At 74.0% G+C, this 15360-nt stretch carries 15 protein-coding genes; 6 read left to right on the top strand and 9 right to left on the bottom strand.

Annotated features, from left to right (window positions below):
• Nucleotides 1–58: 58 nt before the first annotated feature.
• The 5 genes from ABD067_RS19915 to ABD067_RS19895 all read right to left on the bottom strand — a co-directional run bounded on the left by ABD067_RS19915 (nucleotide 59) and on the right by ABD067_RS19895 (nucleotide 5839).
• The gene (locus ABD067_RS19915; RefSeq protein WP_343897135.1) at nucleotides 59–499 is read right to left on the bottom strand and encodes a hypothetical protein; all 441 of its coding nucleotides are present in this window, start codon (nucleotides 497–499) and stop codon (nucleotides 59–61) included.
• 127 nt (nucleotides 500–626) lie between these two features.
• Entirely contained in the window at nucleotides 627–983 is a 357-nt protein-coding gene (locus ABD067_RS19910) for a hypothetical protein (protein ID WP_343897134.1), read from the bottom strand.
• A 125-nt stretch (nucleotides 984–1108) separates the two neighbouring features.
• The gene (locus ABD067_RS19905; RefSeq protein WP_343897133.1) at nucleotides 1109–2038 is read right to left on the bottom strand and encodes a hypothetical protein; all 930 of its coding nucleotides are present in this window, start codon (nucleotides 2036–2038) and stop codon (nucleotides 1109–1111) included.
• A gap of 62 nt (nucleotides 2039–2100) precedes the next feature.
• Nucleotides 2101–3801, bottom strand: a complete 1701-nt coding sequence (gene glgP / locus ABD067_RS19900; protein WP_343897132.1) for an alpha-glucan family phosphorylase — start codon at nucleotides 3799–3801, stop codon at nucleotides 2101–2103.
• A 16-nt stretch (nucleotides 3802–3817) separates the two neighbouring features.
• On the bottom strand, nucleotides 3818–5839 hold the full coding sequence (locus tag ABD067_RS19895; protein ID WP_343897131.1) for a glycogen debranching protein: 2022 nt from the start codon (nucleotides 5837–5839) through the stop codon (nucleotides 3818–3820).
• A gap of 515 nt (nucleotides 5840–6354) precedes the next feature.
• Between ABD067_RS19895 and ABD067_RS19890 the strand changes: the two genes are divergently transcribed.
• From ABD067_RS19890 to ABD067_RS19875, 4 genes are all read left to right on the top strand, one after another.
• Nucleotides 6355–6624: a hypothetical protein gene (locus tag ABD067_RS19890; RefSeq protein ID WP_343897130.1), complete on the top strand. Its 270-nt coding sequence runs from the start codon at nucleotides 6355–6357 to the stop codon at nucleotides 6622–6624.
• A 25-nt stretch (nucleotides 6625–6649) separates the two neighbouring features.
• The gene (locus ABD067_RS19885; RefSeq protein WP_343897129.1) at nucleotides 6650–6943 is read left to right on the top strand and encodes a hypothetical protein; all 294 of its coding nucleotides are present in this window, start codon (nucleotides 6650–6652) and stop codon (nucleotides 6941–6943) included.
• 83 nt (nucleotides 6944–7026) lie between these two features.
• Nucleotides 7027–7719, top strand: coding sequence for an SCO family protein (locus tag ABD067_RS19880; protein WP_343897128.1), 693 nt, complete (start codon nucleotides 7027–7029; stop codon nucleotides 7717–7719).
• 84 nt (nucleotides 7720–7803) lie between these two features.
• Nucleotides 7804–8094, top strand: a complete 291-nt coding sequence (locus tag ABD067_RS19875; protein ID WP_343897127.1) for a hypothetical protein — start codon at nucleotides 7804–7806, stop codon at nucleotides 8092–8094.
• 25 nt (nucleotides 8095–8119) lie between these two features.
• Here the strand turns inward: ABD067_RS19875 and ABD067_RS19870 are convergent, their stop codons facing one another.
• Nucleotides 8120–8908 carry a tRNA1(Val) (adenine(37)-N6)-methyltransferase gene (locus ABD067_RS19870; protein WP_343897126.1) on the bottom strand — a complete coding sequence of 263 codons (789 nt, stop codon included), beginning with the start codon at nucleotides 8906–8908 and terminating at the stop codon, nucleotides 8120–8122.
• The gene (locus ABD067_RS19865; RefSeq protein ID WP_343897125.1) at nucleotides 8905–9120 is read right to left on the bottom strand and encodes a putative signal transducing protein; all 216 of its coding nucleotides are present in this window, start codon (nucleotides 9118–9120) and stop codon (nucleotides 8905–8907) included. Before ABD067_RS19865 ends, ABD067_RS19870 begins: the two co-directional genes overlap by 4 nt.
• Before the next feature lie 108 nt (nucleotides 9121–9228).
• Here ABD067_RS19865 and ABD067_RS19860 point away from each other — a divergent pair, with 108 nt between their 5' ends.
• Nucleotides 9229–10251, top strand: coding sequence for a polyprenyl synthetase family protein (locus tag ABD067_RS19860; RefSeq protein WP_343897124.1), 1023 nt, complete (start codon nucleotides 9229–9231; stop codon nucleotides 10249–10251).
• Nucleotides 10252–10257: 6 nt separating this feature from the next.
• Here ABD067_RS19860 and ABD067_RS19855 read toward each other — a convergent pair whose 3' ends face one another.
• Nucleotides 10258–11514, bottom strand: a complete 1257-nt coding sequence (locus tag ABD067_RS19855; protein WP_343897123.1) for an O-antigen ligase family protein — start codon at nucleotides 11512–11514, stop codon at nucleotides 10258–10260.
• On the bottom strand, nucleotides 11511–12905 hold the full coding sequence (locus ABD067_RS19850) for an aspartate aminotransferase family protein (protein WP_343897122.1): 1395 nt from the start codon (nucleotides 12903–12905) through the stop codon (nucleotides 11511–11513). The genes ABD067_RS19855 and ABD067_RS19850 overlap by 4 nt, the downstream gene beginning before the upstream one ends.
• A 134-nt stretch (nucleotides 12906–13039) precedes the next feature.
• Between ABD067_RS19850 and ABD067_RS19845 the strand changes: the two genes are divergently transcribed.
• Nucleotides 13040–15358, top strand: coding sequence for a molybdopterin-dependent oxidoreductase (locus ABD067_RS19845; protein WP_343897121.1), 2319 nt, complete (start codon nucleotides 13040–13042; stop codon nucleotides 15356–15358).
• The last annotated feature ends 2 nt before the right edge of the window (nucleotides 15359–15360 follow it).

The following is a 15360-nucleotide window of genomic DNA, read 5'->3' as shown; positions in this document are numbered from 1 at the left end:
GGTCATGAGGCAACGGGCTCCGGCCCGGGAGCATTCTCAGATGAGGCAATACGGCTCCTCATCCAGATTGTCGCGCTACAAGGCGCGACGGGTCGAGCCGCGGCGCGAGGCCCGCCCAGGCGGCGCGGGCCACGGCTACGTCCGGGCGGTCCTGCTCCGCCGCCCTGGAGCGCTTTTTTTTGAGCGTCAGGCCCATGTGGGCGACCGCCGCCCAGACCGCGCCGAGGCTCACCGGAACGCCGCGCTTCTTCGAGGGCCGAGCCCGCGGCTCGGCCGGCGTCGCGTCGTCCGCTTCGTCCACCCGCGCCCGCAGCGCCGCCTCGTGCGGCGCCAGCAGCCGCGGCCGGTGCCCGCCCCGCTGCGGCCGCGCCTCGACCTCGCCCGTCGCCTCGCGCCGCAGCCGCGCCTTGGCCGCGTAGGACGGGCTCACGGCGGAGCGCTCGGCGGCTTCCCGCACCGTCGCGCCCGCGTCCAGCGCCGCCAGGACCCTCGCCCGCAAGTCAGGCCCGTGGGCCCGTCCCCGCCGCCACGCCATCGCCGCCCCCGGCCGAAGCCGGAGACCCACGAATCACGCTCCGCCGAGCCGCTCCCGATCACCATCCGATTCCAGACCGCCTGAAACGGGCCTAGTCCGGCCCGCGTTGCCGGACGCCCCGCCCCGGACCGTGCGGCTCCCGGCCGAGCCGGTGGCCCATCATCAGCTCCCGCCGTTGCCCGGGCGTCATGCTTTGCCAGCGCCGTTGCATCTCTTCGGCGCCGGGCCCCCGCGGACCCATACCCCGGCGGAAGCGCTCCTCGGCCTGCTGGCGCTGCTCGGGCGTCAAGGCATCCCAGTTCTGTTGCATCCACCGGTGCCGCTCCGCGCGCTCCGCCTGCGTCCGGGGCGGGCCGGAGCCCAGCCAGGGCGGCGATGGCGCGGTTTGCGCCGCGGCGATCCCGGGCAGCGCGAGCGGAACGAGGCACAGGAACGCGCGTCGATTCATCCTTCGGCCCTCCCGGGCGCGGCAACCGTGCGCGGCAGCGCCGGAGGCCACATTGGACCGGCCGCGCGCGGGCCTCCTTGACCTGGATCAGCCGCCGGTGGAGGCGCACGCCGACCGCCCCCGCGTCAGCCGCGAGGTATGGTCAGCCCCATGACGATGCCGGCCACGACCGGCTCCCCGGTCGGGCCCAGGACGACGAAGGCCCTTTCGACCGCCTGGAACGTCCGGAACTTGGTCCGGAACGTCAGGCCGATCTGCCCGTCGCGCGTGGCGTCGGGCTCGATGGTCAACAAGCGCCCCGACAGAATAGACAGGTCGCGCAGCCAGTTCGCCGGGGGTTTGGCCCCGTCCTCCGGGAGCATAGCCTCGAACGAGGACACACGCGCCTTGTACCCTTGCTCCGCGGCCACGCGCACCGCCAGCCCCTCGTCCCCGAGCAGTTCGACCACACCCCCGAGGGCGAGGGAAAACGACGCCGGCGAGAGGTTGGCGCTGTACCGCACGCTCTGCCCGTCCACCCCGATCGCCACCTCCGCGTCGAAGCCGACCAGCCCTCCGTTCGGCAGTTCGATGGAGGACGCGATCCTCGTGGAGCCGGGCGCCGGCGAGCGGGGCGCGGCCGGCCGCCTCGCATGGACCGGCCCCGCGGGGACGGGCACGTAGGCTTGCGCTTCCGCGCGCTTCGGCTCCCCGTCGAAGAGGAGCGGAGCGTCCGAGTCCACCCGTACGGACGCGCCCGGCGCCGATGGCCAAGCGTTGGCCTGGGCGCCCGCGGGCAGCGGCCGCGGGAAGTGGACCAGCCCGGCCTTCTCCCAAGAAAAATGCAGGCCGGCGGGGCCGGTGTTCCTGACCTCGTTCTTCACCGCGAACAGGCCATGGGCGCCCGGCTTCTCGACGACCTCCGACACGTAGCTGAAGCGGACCGCGCCAGCATCGACCTCGCCGCCCACCGGGGGCGGGCGCTCACCCGGTTCGGCGGCGCGCGCGGTCGCTGGCCACGCGAAGACGGCCGACGCGCCCGCGACCACCGCTTCCCGCCTCGTCACGTCCGACATGCGCCATCCCCACGAGGGTCCATCGAAAGCTCGGCGCCGGATCGGCCTCAGCCAGCCGGCGCTCACCTGAGGTAAGCTTCCGCGGCGTAGCGGCGCATCATGCGCTGGCTGTGGAAGCGGCTGCCGATGCGCGCGATCGCCTGTTTCATCATCCAGGTCCAGCGGTCCTTGTCGCCGTGCCAGAGCGGCAGCGCCGTCCCCTCGAGCTTGGCGTAGAGGTCGCGGGCGTGGCCGGCGGCTTCCGCGGCGTCGCCGTCCCGCCCGATGGCCCAGCCCGTCACCCCTTCCTCGCAGGCCTCCGCCCACCAGCCGTCCAGCACGCTGAGGCTGGGGACGCCGTTGAGCGCCGCCTTCATGCCGCTGGTGCCGGACGCCTCCATCGGCGGCAACGGCGTGTTGAGCCAAAGGTCCGCCCCGGCGACGAGCACCTTGGCCAAGGCCATGTCGTAGCCGGGCAGGAACGCGACCGGCACGGCGCCTTCCAGGGCGCGGGCCTGCTCGTGGACGGCGCGGATGAGCGCCTTGCCGCCCCCGTCGCGCGGGTGGGCCTTGCCAGCGACCACGACTTGGAAGGGCCAGCGGGCGGCGATGGCGCGGAGGCGCCCGGGGTCGGAGAACAGCAGGTCGGGGCGCTTGTAGCCCGTCATGCGGCGCGCGAAGGCGACGACCGGCAGCGCCGGATCGAGCGCCGCCCCGCAGCGCGCCTTCGTTTCCTCGACCAGCGCGGCCTTCGCCTCGGCGTGCGCCGCGCGGACCGCGGCGTCCTCCAAGCGGTCGGCCCGCACCAGGGTGTCGGGGTCGTGCGCCCAATCGGGGGCGATTCGCTGGAACAGCCGCGCGAAGGCCGGGTGTGTCCAGGTGGGCACGTGGACGCCGTTGGTGATGGCGCGGATGCGGTAGCCGGGGAACATGCGCCGCGCCGTCTCCGCGTGCCGCGACGCGACGCCGTTGACCCAGGCGCTCAGGTTCAGCGCCAGGCGCGTCATGTTCAGCGCGTCCTCGCCCGCGAGCGGGCGAAGCTGGTCGATCTCGAAGAAATCGCCGAGGACGTGCGACACGAGGTCGTAGGGGAAGCGGTCGTGGCCGGCTTCCACCGGCGTGTGCGTGGTGAACACGCAGCGCTCCCGGACGGGGTCGAGGTCGTAGAGCAGCGGCCCTTCGGCCGGGCGCCCGGCGGAAAGGCGGTGGCGGCGCAGGAGCGCGAGCGTGAGCAGGGCGGCGTGGCCTTCGTTCAGGTGCCAGGTCTGGATCTCGAAGCCGAGGGCGCGCAGCATCCGCTCGCCGCCGATTCCGAGCACCGCCTCCTGCTTCAAGCGCAGCGCCTCGTCGCCGCCGTAAAGCCGGTCCGTGATGCCGCGGTCGGCGGGGTCGTTCTGTTCGAGGCGGGTGTCGAGCAGGATCACGGGCACGCAGCCGCCGTGTGGGCAGGCGTGCCGGTACAGCCACGACTGTATCCAGACGGGGCGCCCTTCGATGCGGATCGCCACCATGGCGTCCAGCGGCGTGGCGTGGGCGGCCGGGTCCCAAGGGTCGGGGTGGTCGATCTGCTCCCCGCCAGACCCGATCTCCTGCCGCAGGTAGCCGTCGCGGCTGACCGGCGTGACGAACACCACCGGCAATTCGAGGTCGGCGCAGGAACGCGCCGTGTCGCCGGCCAGCACGCCGAGGCCGCCGGCGTAGGTCGGGATCGCCGGGTCGAGCGCGACCTCCATGGAGAGGTAGGCGATCCTGGTCCGGGCCAAGTAGGGGTCGAGCGGCGTCATGGGGCGGTGGCCTCCTTCAGCGCGAAACGAGCACCATGGTGGACCGCGGCGGCAGGACGGGCACCTCCGGCGCGGGGGCTTCGCCGCCGGCGTCGGCGGCGTCGCCCGGCTCCGGGGCCGCGGTGTCGATGGCGACGCGCCAGCCCCCGGCCGTCGCGGCGGGCAGCGGGAAGCGGGCGGGCAGGCTCCCGGACGCGTTGAAGAGCAGGCACAGCGCGCCGGGCACGGCGCCCGCCTCCCGGACCAGGCACCCGACGCGGTTCTCCGGCCCGTGCCATTCGGGCGGCCCGCCGTCGGGGCCGAACCACGACACCTCGGCGTCCGTGTAGAACCGCTCGGCGGCCAGCACCGGGTGTGCGCTCCGGAACGCGGCCAGGCGCCGGACGAAGCGCACCAGGCCGGCGTGGCGCGACACCAAGGTCCAGTCGTGCCAAGAGACCGCGTTGTCCTGGCACCAAGCATTGGTGTTGCCGCGCTGGGTGCGCCGGAACTCGTCGCCGCCGAGCAGCATGGGGACGCCGCGCGAGAGGAACAGCGTGGCCAGCATGTTCCTGGCCTGCCGGGCGCGCACCGCCTCGATCCCGGCGTCCTCGCTCGGTCCTTCGGCGCCGTTGTTCTCGCCGAAGGCGTCCACCGGGACCGGCCCGTCCGGACCGTTGGCTTCGTTGTGCGGCTTGGCGTAGCTGACGAGGTCGTTGAGCGTCGGGCCGTCGTGGCAGGCGACGAAGTTGACGCTGCGCAGCGGGCCGTCCATGGCGCCGCCGTCGGCGTAGAGGTCGGCGCTGCCGCAGAGCCGGGTGGCGAAGGCGCCGGCCATCCCGGCGTCGCCCCGCCAGAAGCGGCGCACGTCGTCGCGGAAGCGCGCGTTCCATTCGGCCCAGCGCTCCCCCGGGAAGGTCCCGAGTTGGAAGGCGCCGGCGGCGTCCCAGGCCTCGGCGATGAGCTTCACGTCCCGCAGCACGGGGTCCTCGGCGATCTGCTCCAGCAGCGGCGGGTTGGGCAGCATCGCCCCGTCCCGGCCGCGCCCGAGCACGGCGGCGAGGTCGAAGCGGAAGCCGTCCACGCGCATCTGCGTCGCCCAGTGCCGGAGGCAGTCCACGATGAGCGACCGCACGACGGGGTGGTTGCAGTTCAGCGTGTTGCGGCAGCCGGTGTAGTCGGCGTAGCCGCCGCCAGGCAGGAGCATGTAGTAGATGGCGTTGTCGAGGCCGCGGAACGAGAAGGTTGGCCCGTCCTCCCCGCCCTCGGCGGTGTGGTTGAAGACGACGTCCAGGATCACCTCGATGCCGGCCCGGTGCAACTCGCGCACCATGGTCTTGAATTCGGCGACGGCCGCGCCCGGCGCCTCGCCGGCGTAGGCGGCGCGCGGCGCGAACAGCGCCACCGGGTCGTAGCCCCAGTAATTCCGCAGCGGCCCGCCGGTCTCGGGGTCCTCCCAGCCGGTGCCGGCCTCCTCCGGCGCTTCCTGCACCGGCAGCAATTCGAGCGCCGTGACCCCGAGCGCCCGCAGGTACGGGATGGCCTCCGCCACGCCGAGGAACCGGCCCGGGTGCCGCGCGCCGGAAGAGGGGTGCGCCGTGAGGCCGCGGACGTGGGCCTCGTAGATCACCGTGTCGCGCCAGGGATGGCGCGGCGGCCGGTCGTCGCCCCAATCGAAGCGGTCGTCGGCGAGCAGGCAGCGCGCCGCGCCGGGGCGCGGGCGGCCGGCGAGCGACGGCGCGTAAGGGTCGAGCAGCAGGGCGCGCGGGTCGAAGCGGTGCCCGGCGTCCGGCGACCACGGCCCTTCCGCGCGCAGGGCGTAGCCCCAGCCGCGCAGGTCGCCGACGAGGCGGGCGTGCCAGACGTCCCCCGTGCGGTGCCGCGCCGGGTCGAGCGCGACCGTGCGGACGGCGGCGCCGCCCGCGTCGAAGAGCACGACCGACATGCGGGTGGCGTGGCGGCTGAAGACGGCGACGTTGAAGCCGTCGCCCGTTTCGCGCGGCCCGAGCGGCAGCGGGTCGCCCGGTTCGACGGCGACCGCCGCCCCGTTCACGCCCATCGGCCGCCGTCGCGGAAGCCGGCCCGGCCCGTTTCCGCCCATGGGCGCGCCCGCCCCCCGGCCTTTCCGACGCGGCCGCGCGGCTGGTTCCGGCCGCCGGGGGAAACGTGCCGGACGCCTCGCAAGGGCGCGTCCACGCTCCGCGGCGGTTGCCGGACGGGCCGGCGGAGGGCAGCGCCGCCGCCCATCGGCGTCCTGGTGGCCATCACCCGTCCTCGAACATGCCGGCCTCGGCCCCGTGGTGCCGCGGCAGGGTAGCTGGTCCGGCCCGCCCACGCATTGATCTCGGTCAGGCGGGCCGCCGGGCAGGCCGCTCCGGGTCACCGCCGGGTCCGTGTCGGGACTCGCTTCCCTCGCAGGGGAAGGCATGGCGTAAACGGAGCGAAAAGGGGCGTCGGCTTGACCGAAATCAATGCGGCCCGGGCGCGCGGCGGCGAAGAGGGAGCGGCCGACAGAGTGCCGGTCCGCGTCCGCGCGGGCACCCGGCGGATTTCCGCAACGCGTGGGGAAACGCCATGGGTCACAGCGTCGACCTCGAATACGTCGTGGAGCGCGACGGGAGCCACTGGACCGTGAACTTCCAAGGCCAGCGCTGCGGCCGGTTCCAGACCCGGGAAGCCGCCTTGGCCTCCGCCGCCGTGGACGCCGCGCGCGTCCGCAAGCTAGGCCACCGCGTGCGCGTCCTGCTCCGCCGAGCGGATGGGGGCCTGCAAGACGCCGGGTCGCGCCCGCCGTCGGGGAGCCGAGGTCCGCGACCGTCCGAGCGGCTCTCCGCACCCGCCTAGCTGTCTGGTCGCGGAGATCGCTGGATTGGAATGGCCGTTCCTGCCGGTGCTGGAGCGCACGGAACGAGGGCCGAAGTCGCTCCGTGCCGCGCTCGCCGCCGACCTGGCCCTGTTCGCGCGAATGCTGGGGTTCATCTACCCGCCGATCGCGGGAGCGGCCCGTGCGGACGTGGGGGACGATGAATTCACGCCCGAACAACCGCGGACGCGGGGCATGAACGCACACCGCCTTTTGGAGGGTTGGCGGCGGCCCCTGCCAGGGCGACACTCGCCCGACAGCACCTTCTCGTCGCTTCAACCGGGGGCGCGCTTTCCCTGAACGGGGCGAGCCGGCACCGACCGGCGGCGCTGCGGCGCCGGGCCCTGGCGGACGGGGCCGGGCGCTGCCAATTACGGCGCGTCATGCTCCGCACCATACGCGCCGTCTCGTTGCTGCTCGTCCTGCTCCTCGGCGGGGTCTGGGCCCATGCCTGGATGACCCGCGCGCCGGGCGAGGGGCTGGCGGAGGCCTTCGCCGGGCGGATCGGCCGGTTGTTCGGGGCGGAGATGCCGGTGCCCTCCGCGGGCGGCGGTGTGCAGCTCGCGCAGGGCGTCTCGCTCGGCGGCCCGTTCAGCCTGACCGACCACACCGGCCGCGCCGTGACCGACCGCGACTTCGCCGGCCGTTGGATGCTGGTCTACTTCGGCTTCACCTACTGCCCGGATGTCTGCCCGACCGAACTCGGCACCATCGCCGCGGCCCTGGACGCGATGGGTCCGGCCGGCGAGTCGGTGGTGCCGGTGCTGATCACGGTGGACCCGGAGCGCGACACGCCGGAGATGCTCGCCGACTACGTGGGCCGCTTCCACCCCCGCATGGTGGGCTTGACCGGCACGCCTGAGCAGGTGGCGGCCGTGGCGCGGCTCTACCGGGTCTACTACGCCAAGTCGCGCAAGCCCGACACGGCCGAGTACCTGGTGGACCACTCCGGCTTCACCTACCTGGTCGGGCCGGACGGCCGCGTCCGCCGCTTGTTCCGGCCGGACACCGCCCCGGAGGCCCTGGCCGCCGCCGTTTCGGCGCAGCTTGCGAACCGCCCCGCCGCCACCAACTGAGCGGATTGGCGTTCCGACGGAACGGAAGGGTTTCTTTGTAGGCCACGACGTGGCATAAAAGCGTTTCACGCCGGAAACGGATCCATGGTGGACGACACGGAAGAGGACGGGCCCAAGGGGGGCGGGGGCCGCGCCGGGGGCGCTGCGGCGCCGCGTCACAGCCGCAGGCTGTCGGACAAGATCCTGATCGCCTTCCACCACGCCTGCGACCAAGGGGATTTCGAAGTGGCCGAGAAGCTGCTCGGCATCGTCGAGATGATGCTGACACGCCGCCCGGCCAGTCCCGACACCAACCGTCGCCGCCACCTGGAGAGCTTGGTGGCAGCGCACGAGCGGCTCTGGCACCTGCGCCACCCCGAACCCGTGGACCGCTGAGCGGCCGGCCGGCCGACCGCCGTCGTCACGCGCGGTCGGGCAAGGGCGCCGCGTCGCGCAGCACCGCCTCGGCCGCGGCGGTGAACGGCCCGTCCGCTTCGTGCAGCACCAGGCCGGGCCCGATCCGCGCCGGGCCGCGCCCGCCACGCCGCGATTGCAGGAACACCCGCCGGGCCGGCTCGCCGGCCTTGGGCCATAGGCACACCAGACGGACGCCGCCGCACCCGGCCGCGGCCAGCGCCGCCATCCCCGCTTCGAGCCGCGCCGCCGGCAGGATCAGGCTCAGGCTGCCGCGCGGGCGCAGCGCAGCCGCCAGGAACCGCGCCCAGTCCGCCAAGTCCGCCCCCGCTTCGTGCGTGGCGCCGCGCCGTGCCGGGTCCGGCGGCGCGCTGCCGCCGGGCCAGTAGGGCGGGTTCGCGAAGGCGTGGTCGCAGGGCGGGAGGGCGCGCGCCAGCGCCAGGTCGCGGACGTCGGCCTTGTGCAGCGCCACGCGGTCCGGCGGGAGCCCGTTCGTCGCGGCGTTCGCGGCGGCGAGGTCCGCGAGGGCGGGGTCGCGCTCCACGCCGACCAACGCCAGGCCCGGCACCCGCGCCGACAGGCAGAGCATGGCGGCGCCGCTGCCGCAGCCCGCTTCCAGCACTCGCTCGCCCGGACGCGCCGGCACGCCGGCCGCGAGCAGCACCGCGTCGAGGCCCGCGCGCAGCCCCCGGCGGGGCTGGCGCAGCAAGACGCGCCCGCCGAGCAGCCGGTCCTCCGTGGTGGTGCCGCTTCCGTCGCCCCCCGCCGCCCCGGCGGCGCCGTCGTCGGGGCTCATCCGTCCGGCGCTTCGCCGGCGTCGCGCAGCACGCGCCGCGCCGCGGCCGCGTCGGCGCGGGACACGGCGAGGCGGCGCGGGAAGGCGCCGATGCCGCCCTCCACCGCGCTGATGTGCGCGTCCAGCACGGCGCAATCGATGCCCGCGTCGCGCAGCAGCGCCGCCAGGAAGGAGATGCGCACCGGATCGGGACTCGCCGCCACGACCTCCATCCCCGCCGGTTCTCCTTGATTCGCCTCAACTTGCGGCCAGATGACCGGCTGGTTATGGTGCCGCCCTCTATGCCAGGGTCAAGCGACGTGGATGCGCAGCCGGCCGCGATGGCGCGAGCCTCGCAGATCGAGCCGGCGGCGGCGCCCGGCGCGGAAGACGCGCTGGACACGCTGGTCGCGCTCGTCGCCGACGACCTCCAAGCCTGTAACCGCCTGATCGTCGAGCGGATGCAGAGCCCGGTCGCGCTCATCCCGCAACTGGCGGCGCACATCGTCGCCGCCGGCGGCAAGCGGCTTCGCCCGCTGCTCACCCTCGCCGCCGCCAAGCTCTGCGGCCACCGCGGGAAGCGGCACGTGGCGCTCGCGGCCTGCGTGGAATTCATCCACACCGCCACCCTGCTGCACGACGACGTGGTGGACGAGAGCGCGCTGCGCCGCGGCCAGGCCAGCGCCAACGCGCTGTTCGGCAACAAGCCGAGCGTGCTGGTGGGCGACTTCCTGTTCGCCCGCGCCTTCCAGCTCATGGTGGAGGACGGCTCCCTCCCCGTGCTGGCCATCCTCTCCCAGGCGGCCGCGACCATCGCCGAGGGCGAGGTGCTGCAACTCGCCACGCAAAACGACACCGCGACGACGGAGGAGCAGTACCTCCAGGTGGTGGAGGGCAAGACGGCGGCGCTGTTCGCCGCCGCCGCCCGCGTGGGCGCGGTGGTGGCCGACCGGCCGGACGCGGAGGAGCGGGCTCTCGACGCCTACGGCCGCAACCTCGGCATCGCTTTCCAGCTCGTGGACGATGCGCTCGACTACTCGGCGGAACAGGAACGGCTGGGCAAGACGGTCGGCGACGACTTCCGCGAGGGCAAGATCACTTTGCCGGTGCTGCTGGCGCTTTCGCGCGGCACGGAGATAGAGCAAGGCTTCTGGCGCCGGACCCTGGAGGAGCGTGACCAGGGGCCGGGCGACCTGCGTCGCGCGCAGGACCTGATGCGCGTCCACGGCGCGCTGCGCGACACCGTGGAGCGCGCGCGCTCCTACGGCGACGCGGCGCTCTCGGCGCTGGCGGTGTTCCCGCCCGGCCCGGAGCGGTCCGCGCTCGCGGGCATCGTCGAGTTCTGCATCGCGCGGGCGCGGTAGGCGCGGTCAGCCCCGCCGCGGCATCCCGGCGAGCGCCGCCGCCGCCATCAGCTCCGCCCCGACCCACCACTCCTGCCACGCGCCGAAGCTCAACATCGCGGTGACGGCGCCCGACGCCAGGGCCGCCGTCGCCACGGCCGGCCGCGCCGTTCGGGCGGCGGCGAGGCCGAGCAGGAGGGCGAGCGCCGCCCCCAGCAGCGCGCCCGGCAGGCCGAGTTCCAGCCAGAGCTGCAAGGCGCCGTTGTGCGGGTGCAGCGGCAGCAGTTCCGCCTTCGGCAGGTAGCCCGCGGCGGCGGGTTCCGCGAAGCCGAAGCGCGCCAGGGCCTCGGGCGAAGGGTTGGCGTCGCGGCCGGGCACCGCGCGGCTCGCTTCCATCCCCCGGCCGAGCAGCGGCCGTTCGGCGATGCGCGCCGTTGCGAAATCCCAGATCAGCAGCCGGTGCGCGGCCGAAAAGCCGAGGCCGTCGGCCGGCACGCCGCGCGCCAACACCGGGCCGAGCGCGAGCGGCATGAGCAGGATGGACGCGGCCAGGAGCGCGCCAAGCAGCCGCGGCGCCAGCCGCGGCGCGAACAGGGCCGCCCCGCCGGCCGCAGACGCCGCCAGCACGGCGAGCTTGGGCGTGTCGCCCGGCAACACGAGCAGGACCGCCGCGCCGCCCGCTAGGACCAAGCCTCGCCGAATGCGCGGCAAGGGCGCCGCCGCGACGAGCGGCAGCCAGAGCGCCATCGCCGAGGCCGCGGGCTTGAGGCCGAAGTGCAGGTGCGCCGGTGCCTCGTCGAGGCCGCGCACCGCCGCGCGCACCGCGTTGCCCGTGGCGTGGTCCAGCGCCGCCAGCAGCAGCCCGGCGACCAAGCCGCCGCAGGCCGCGAGCATCAGGCGGCGCTTGGCGGCTTCGCCGTCGGCCGCCACGGCGCGGCAGGCCGCGGCGCCGAGCAGGAGGAAGCCGCCGATCTGCGCGGAAGTGCCGAGCGCCTTGAGCGGCTGCAAGGCCCAGAGCGCGCTGGCCGCGCCCCAGGCGAAGAGCGCCAGCCCGGCCCAGCAGGCAGCCCCGCCCGGCCACGGCCAAGCGTCGTGCCGGAGCCGGTGCCGCAGGACGCAGACGGCCAGCGCCAGGGCCGCGATCGGCGCCAGCGCCTTGGATTGCAGCACCGCCGCGGCGGGCGCCACCGCCAGCCCGATCGCCAAGGCCAACGCGGGCGAAGTCCAGGGCGACGCCGCGGCGGAGGCTCGGCCCGCCTCCGCCGCCGTGGTCGCGCCGCTCACACCGCGGCCAGGCTTTCGCGCCGGAGCTGCACGGCCAATTCGTCCAGCGCCCGGCCGAAGCGGTCGAGCATCTCGTCCACCTCGTCCTCGGTGATGACGAGGGGTGGCGAGAAGGCGATGGAGTCGCCGGGCAGGCCGCGCAGGATCACGCCGTTGTCCTCGCCGAGCTTCATCAATCGCGGCCCGATCTTGCGGCCCGGCTCGAAGTTCGCACGCGTCTTCCGGTCCGCCACCAGCTCCACCGCCGCCACCATGCCGACCCCGCGCACCTCGCCCACCAGCGGGTGGTCCGCGAAACGCTCGCGCAGGCTGCGCTGGAGGTGCGGGCCGATGCGCCGCACATGCGCTCCGATGTCCGTCTCGTCGTAGATCTTGAGCGTCTCTATCGCCACCGCCGCCGGCACCGGGTGGCCGGAGTAGGTGAAGCCGTGGCCCCAGGTGCCGATGCTTGAGGAGCCCTCCGCGATGCCCTGGAACACCCGCTCGTTCACCATCACCGCCGAGATCGGCAGGTAGGAGGAGGAGAGGGCCTTGGCGCAGGTGATGATGTCGGGCTCGATCCCCATGGTCTGGCTGCCCCAGTAGTTGCCGGTGCGCCAGAAGCCGCAGATCACCTCGTCGGCCACGAACAGCACGTCGTGCCGCTTCAGCACCGCCTGGACCTTCTCGTAGTAGGTAGCGGGCGGGACGATGACGCCGCCCGCGCCCATCACCGGCTCGGCGAAGAAGGCGGCGACCGTTTCCGGGCCTTCTCGCAGGATCAGGTCTTCCAGCTCCTGCGCGAGGCGGGTGGCGAAGTCCTCCTCCGATTCGCCGGACTTCGCCCCGTGGTAGTGGTGCGGCGCCGAGACGTGGAAGAAGCCCGGCAGCGGCAGGTCGAACAGCTTGTGGTTGTTCGGCAGGCCGGTGACGGAGGCCGCGGCGAGGGTGATGCCGTGGTAGCCCTTCAACCGGCCGATGATCTTCTTCTTTTGAGGCTTGCCGATGGCGTTGTGCATGTACCAGAGCATCTTGATGACGCTGTCGTTCGCCTCCGAGCCGGAGTTGGCGAAGAACACCTTGCTCATCGGCACGGGGGCGCGCTCGATCAGCATCTCCGACAGGTCCACCATCGGCTCGTGCGACTTGGAGGTGAAGCCGTGGTAGAAGGGCAGCCGGCGCATCTGGTTGGCCGCAGCCTGCACCAGCCGCTCGTTGTCGAATCCGAGCGCCGCGCACCAAAGGCCGGCCACGCTCTCGATGTACTCCTTGCCCTGGTCGTCCCAGACGCGGACGCCCTTGCCGCGGCTGATGACCACCGGCCCCTTCTCCAGGTGCGCCTTGTGGTCGGTGTAGGGGTGCAGGGCGTAGGCGACGTCGCGGGCGGCGGTGGAATTGCGGGGCGGGGTCATCGGTCGCTCCTGGCGGTCGGGGCAAGTCTAGGCGGCCCGGGCGCGCGACCCAAGCGCGGCGATGCCCCCCTCCGATGGACGCGGCCGGGCGCGGGTGGCATCGTCCGGCCCGCCGGGCAGGGAACGAGGCAGCCATGACCGTCATCAAGCCGCACGCCTCGCATTGGGGCTACTTCGACGCCGTGGTCGAGAACGGCCGCGTGACCTCCGTGCGGCCCTTCGCGCACGATCCGGAGCCGGGCGCCCTGATCGGGGCGACGCCGGACATCGTCCACGCCGCCTGCCGCATCGACCGCCCCTACGTCCGCAAGGGCTGGCTGGAGGGCAAGCGCCGCGGCCACCTGCGCGGCGGCGAACCGTTCGTGCCCGTGCCCTGGGACCGCGCGACGCGGCTGCTCGCGGAGGAGGTGCGCCGCACCCGCGCGGAGCACGGCGACGCGGCCATCTACGGCGGCTCCTACGGCTGGTCCTCCGCCGGCCGCCTGCACCACGCGCGCACCCAGCTCCACCGCTTCCTCGGCATGGGCGGCGGCTTCACCTCCTCGACCACCGCCTATTCCTACGCCACCGGGCAGACGCTCTTGCCGCACATCCTGGGCACGACCGAGGTGCTGCTCGGCCGCGTGACGGACTGGGCGGCCATCCGGCGGCACGCGAAGCTGATGCTCTGCTTCGGCGGCCTCGCGGCCAAGAATGGGGTCGTCAATTCCGGCGGCGCCGGCCGGCACGACTACTTGCCCCTGATGCGCGCGGCGGCGGCGGCCGGGGTGCGGCTGGTGAACATCTCGCCCTTCCGCGGCGACACGGAGGCCGACCTCGGCGCCGAATGGGTGCCGATCCGCCCCGGCACCGACGCCGCCATGATGCTGGCGATGGCGCATACCCTGATCGAGAACGGCCGCGAGGACCGCGCCTTCCTCCGCACACACTGCGTCGGCTGGGACAAGCTGCGCGCCTACGTCACCGGCGAGGCGGACGGCACGGCGAAGACGCCCGAATGGGCCGCCACCATCACACACGTGCCCCCGGAGACCATCCGGCGCCTCGCGCTGGAATGCGCGGACAAGCCGACCATGCTCACCGCCGCCTGGTCGCTCCAGCGCGCCGATTGCGGCGAGCAGCCCTATTGGATGCTGGCGGCGCTGGCGGCGATGCTCGGCGCCATCGGCAAGCCGGGGCAGGGCGTCGCCTACGGCTACGGCTCCACCAACGGCGTCGGCGCGCCGCGCCGCGCGCTGCCGGCGGTGAGCGGCCCGTCCATCCGCAACCCCGGCCTGCACATCCCCGTCGCCCGCGTCACCGAGCTGCTGGAGCGCCCCGGCGAGATCCTGCAATACAACGGCCGCGACATCGTGCTGCCGGACATCCAGATGGTCTGGTGGGCCGGCGGCAACCCCTTCCACCACCACCAGGACCTGCCGCGCCTGCAACGCGCCTGGGCGCGCGCGGAGACGGTCGTGGTGCAGGAGCCGTGGTGGACCGCGGTGGCGCGGCACGCCGACATCGTGCTGCCGGCGACGACCACGCTGGAGCGGAACGACATCGCCTCCTCCTCCCGCGACCGCTTCGTGCGCGCCATGCACCAGGCGATCCCGCCGATCGCCCAGGCGCGCAACGACGCCGACATGCTGGCGGACGTCGCCGAGGAGCTGGGCTACCGCGAGCGCTTCACCGAGCAGCGCAACGAGGAAGCTTGGCTGCGCCACCTCTACGACCGCTGGCGGCGGGTCTGCGCCACGCAGGGCTTCGAGGCGCCGGACTTCGACGCTTTCTGGCAGGAAGGGCACGTCGAGGTGCCGCCCATCGAGCCCGGCGAGGAGTACACCCAGTTCGCCGACTTCCACGCCGACCCGGAGGAGCACCCGCTCGACACGCCCTCCGGCAAGGTGGAGATCTTCTCCGAAACCATCCACTCCTTCGGCTACGACGACTGCCCCGGCCACCCGGTCTGGATCGAGCCGCGCGAGTGGCTGGGCGCCGCGGAGAAGACGGCCGAGCACCCGCTGCACCTGCTCTCCTTCCAGCCGGCGACGCGGCTGCACGGCCAGCTCGACCCCGGCCGGGTCGCGGCGGCGGACAAGATCAAGGGCCGTGAGCCGGTGTTGATCCACCCGGAGGACGCCGCGGCGCGGGGCTTGCAGGACGGTGACATCGTGCGCGTCTTCAACGCACGCGGCGCCTGCCTGGGCGGCGTGCGCCTGGCGGACGGCCTGCTGCGCGGCGTCGTGTCCATGGCGACCGGCGCCTGGTACGACCCGGCGCGGCCGGGCGACCCGGCTTCGCTCTGCGTCCACGGCAACCCGAACGTGCTCACGGCCGACATCGGCACCTCGCGCCTCGGCCAAGGGCCCTCCGCGCAATCCTGCTTGGTGCAGATCGAGAAATGGGAGGGCGAACTGCCGCCGGTGAGGGCGCACGCGCCGCCCGCGATCGAGGAGAGCGCCGCCGTTTGACG

This window comes from Craurococcus roseus (assembly GCF_039523795.1).
GTDB classification, from domain to species: domain Bacteria; phylum Pseudomonadota; class Alphaproteobacteria; order Acetobacterales; family Acetobacteraceae; genus Craurococcus; species Craurococcus roseus.
Note: the sequence above shows the minus strand (reverse complement) of the source record. Positions and strands in the feature narration are given on the sequence as shown.

Bases quoted from the DNA above. Each gene is read 5' to 3' on its own strand.
- glgP (WP_343897132.1), bottom strand. From the start codon at position 3,801: ATGACGCCGCTCGACCCCTACTTGGCCCGGACCAGGATCGCCTACCTC.
- ABD067_RS19870 (WP_343897126.1), bottom strand. From the start codon at position 8,908: ATGAGCCCCGACGACGGCGCCGCCGGGGCGGCGGGGGGCGACGGAAGC.
- ABD067_RS19850 (WP_343897122.1), bottom strand. From the start codon at position 12,905: ATGACCCCGCCCCGCAATTCCACCGCCGCCCGCGACGTCGCCTACGCC.
- ABD067_RS19895 (WP_343897131.1), bottom strand. From the start codon at position 5,839: ATGGGCGTGAACGGGGCGGCGGTCGCCGTCGAACCGGGCGACCCGCTG.
- ABD067_RS19890 (WP_343897130.1), top strand. From the start codon at position 6,355: ATGGGTCACAGCGTCGACCTCGAATACGTCGTGGAGCGCGACGGGAGC.
- ABD067_RS19845 (WP_343897121.1), top strand. From the start codon at position 13,040: ATGACCGTCATCAAGCCGCACGCCTCGCATTGGGGCTACTTCGACGCC.
- ABD067_RS19875 (WP_343897127.1), top strand. From the start codon at position 7,804: ATGGTGGACGACACGGAAGAGGACGGGCCCAAGGGGGGCGGGGGCCGC.
- ABD067_RS19910 (WP_343897134.1), bottom strand. From the start codon at position 983: ATGAATCGACGCGCGTTCCTGTGCCTCGTTCCGCTCGCGCTGCCCGGG.
- ABD067_RS19860 (WP_343897124.1), top strand. From the start codon at position 9,229: ATGGCGCGAGCCTCGCAGATCGAGCCGGCGGCGGCGCCCGGCGCGGAA.
- ABD067_RS19905 (WP_343897133.1), bottom strand. From the start codon at position 2,038: ATGTCGGACGTGACGAGGCGGGAAGCGGTGGTCGCGGGCGCGTCGGCC.
- ABD067_RS19880 (WP_343897128.1), top strand. From the start codon at position 7,027: ATGCTCCGCACCATACGCGCCGTCTCGTTGCTGCTCGTCCTGCTCCTC.
- ABD067_RS19865 (WP_343897125.1), bottom strand. From the start codon at position 9,120: ATGGAGGTCGTGGCGGCGAGTCCCGATCCGGTGCGCATCTCCTTCCTG.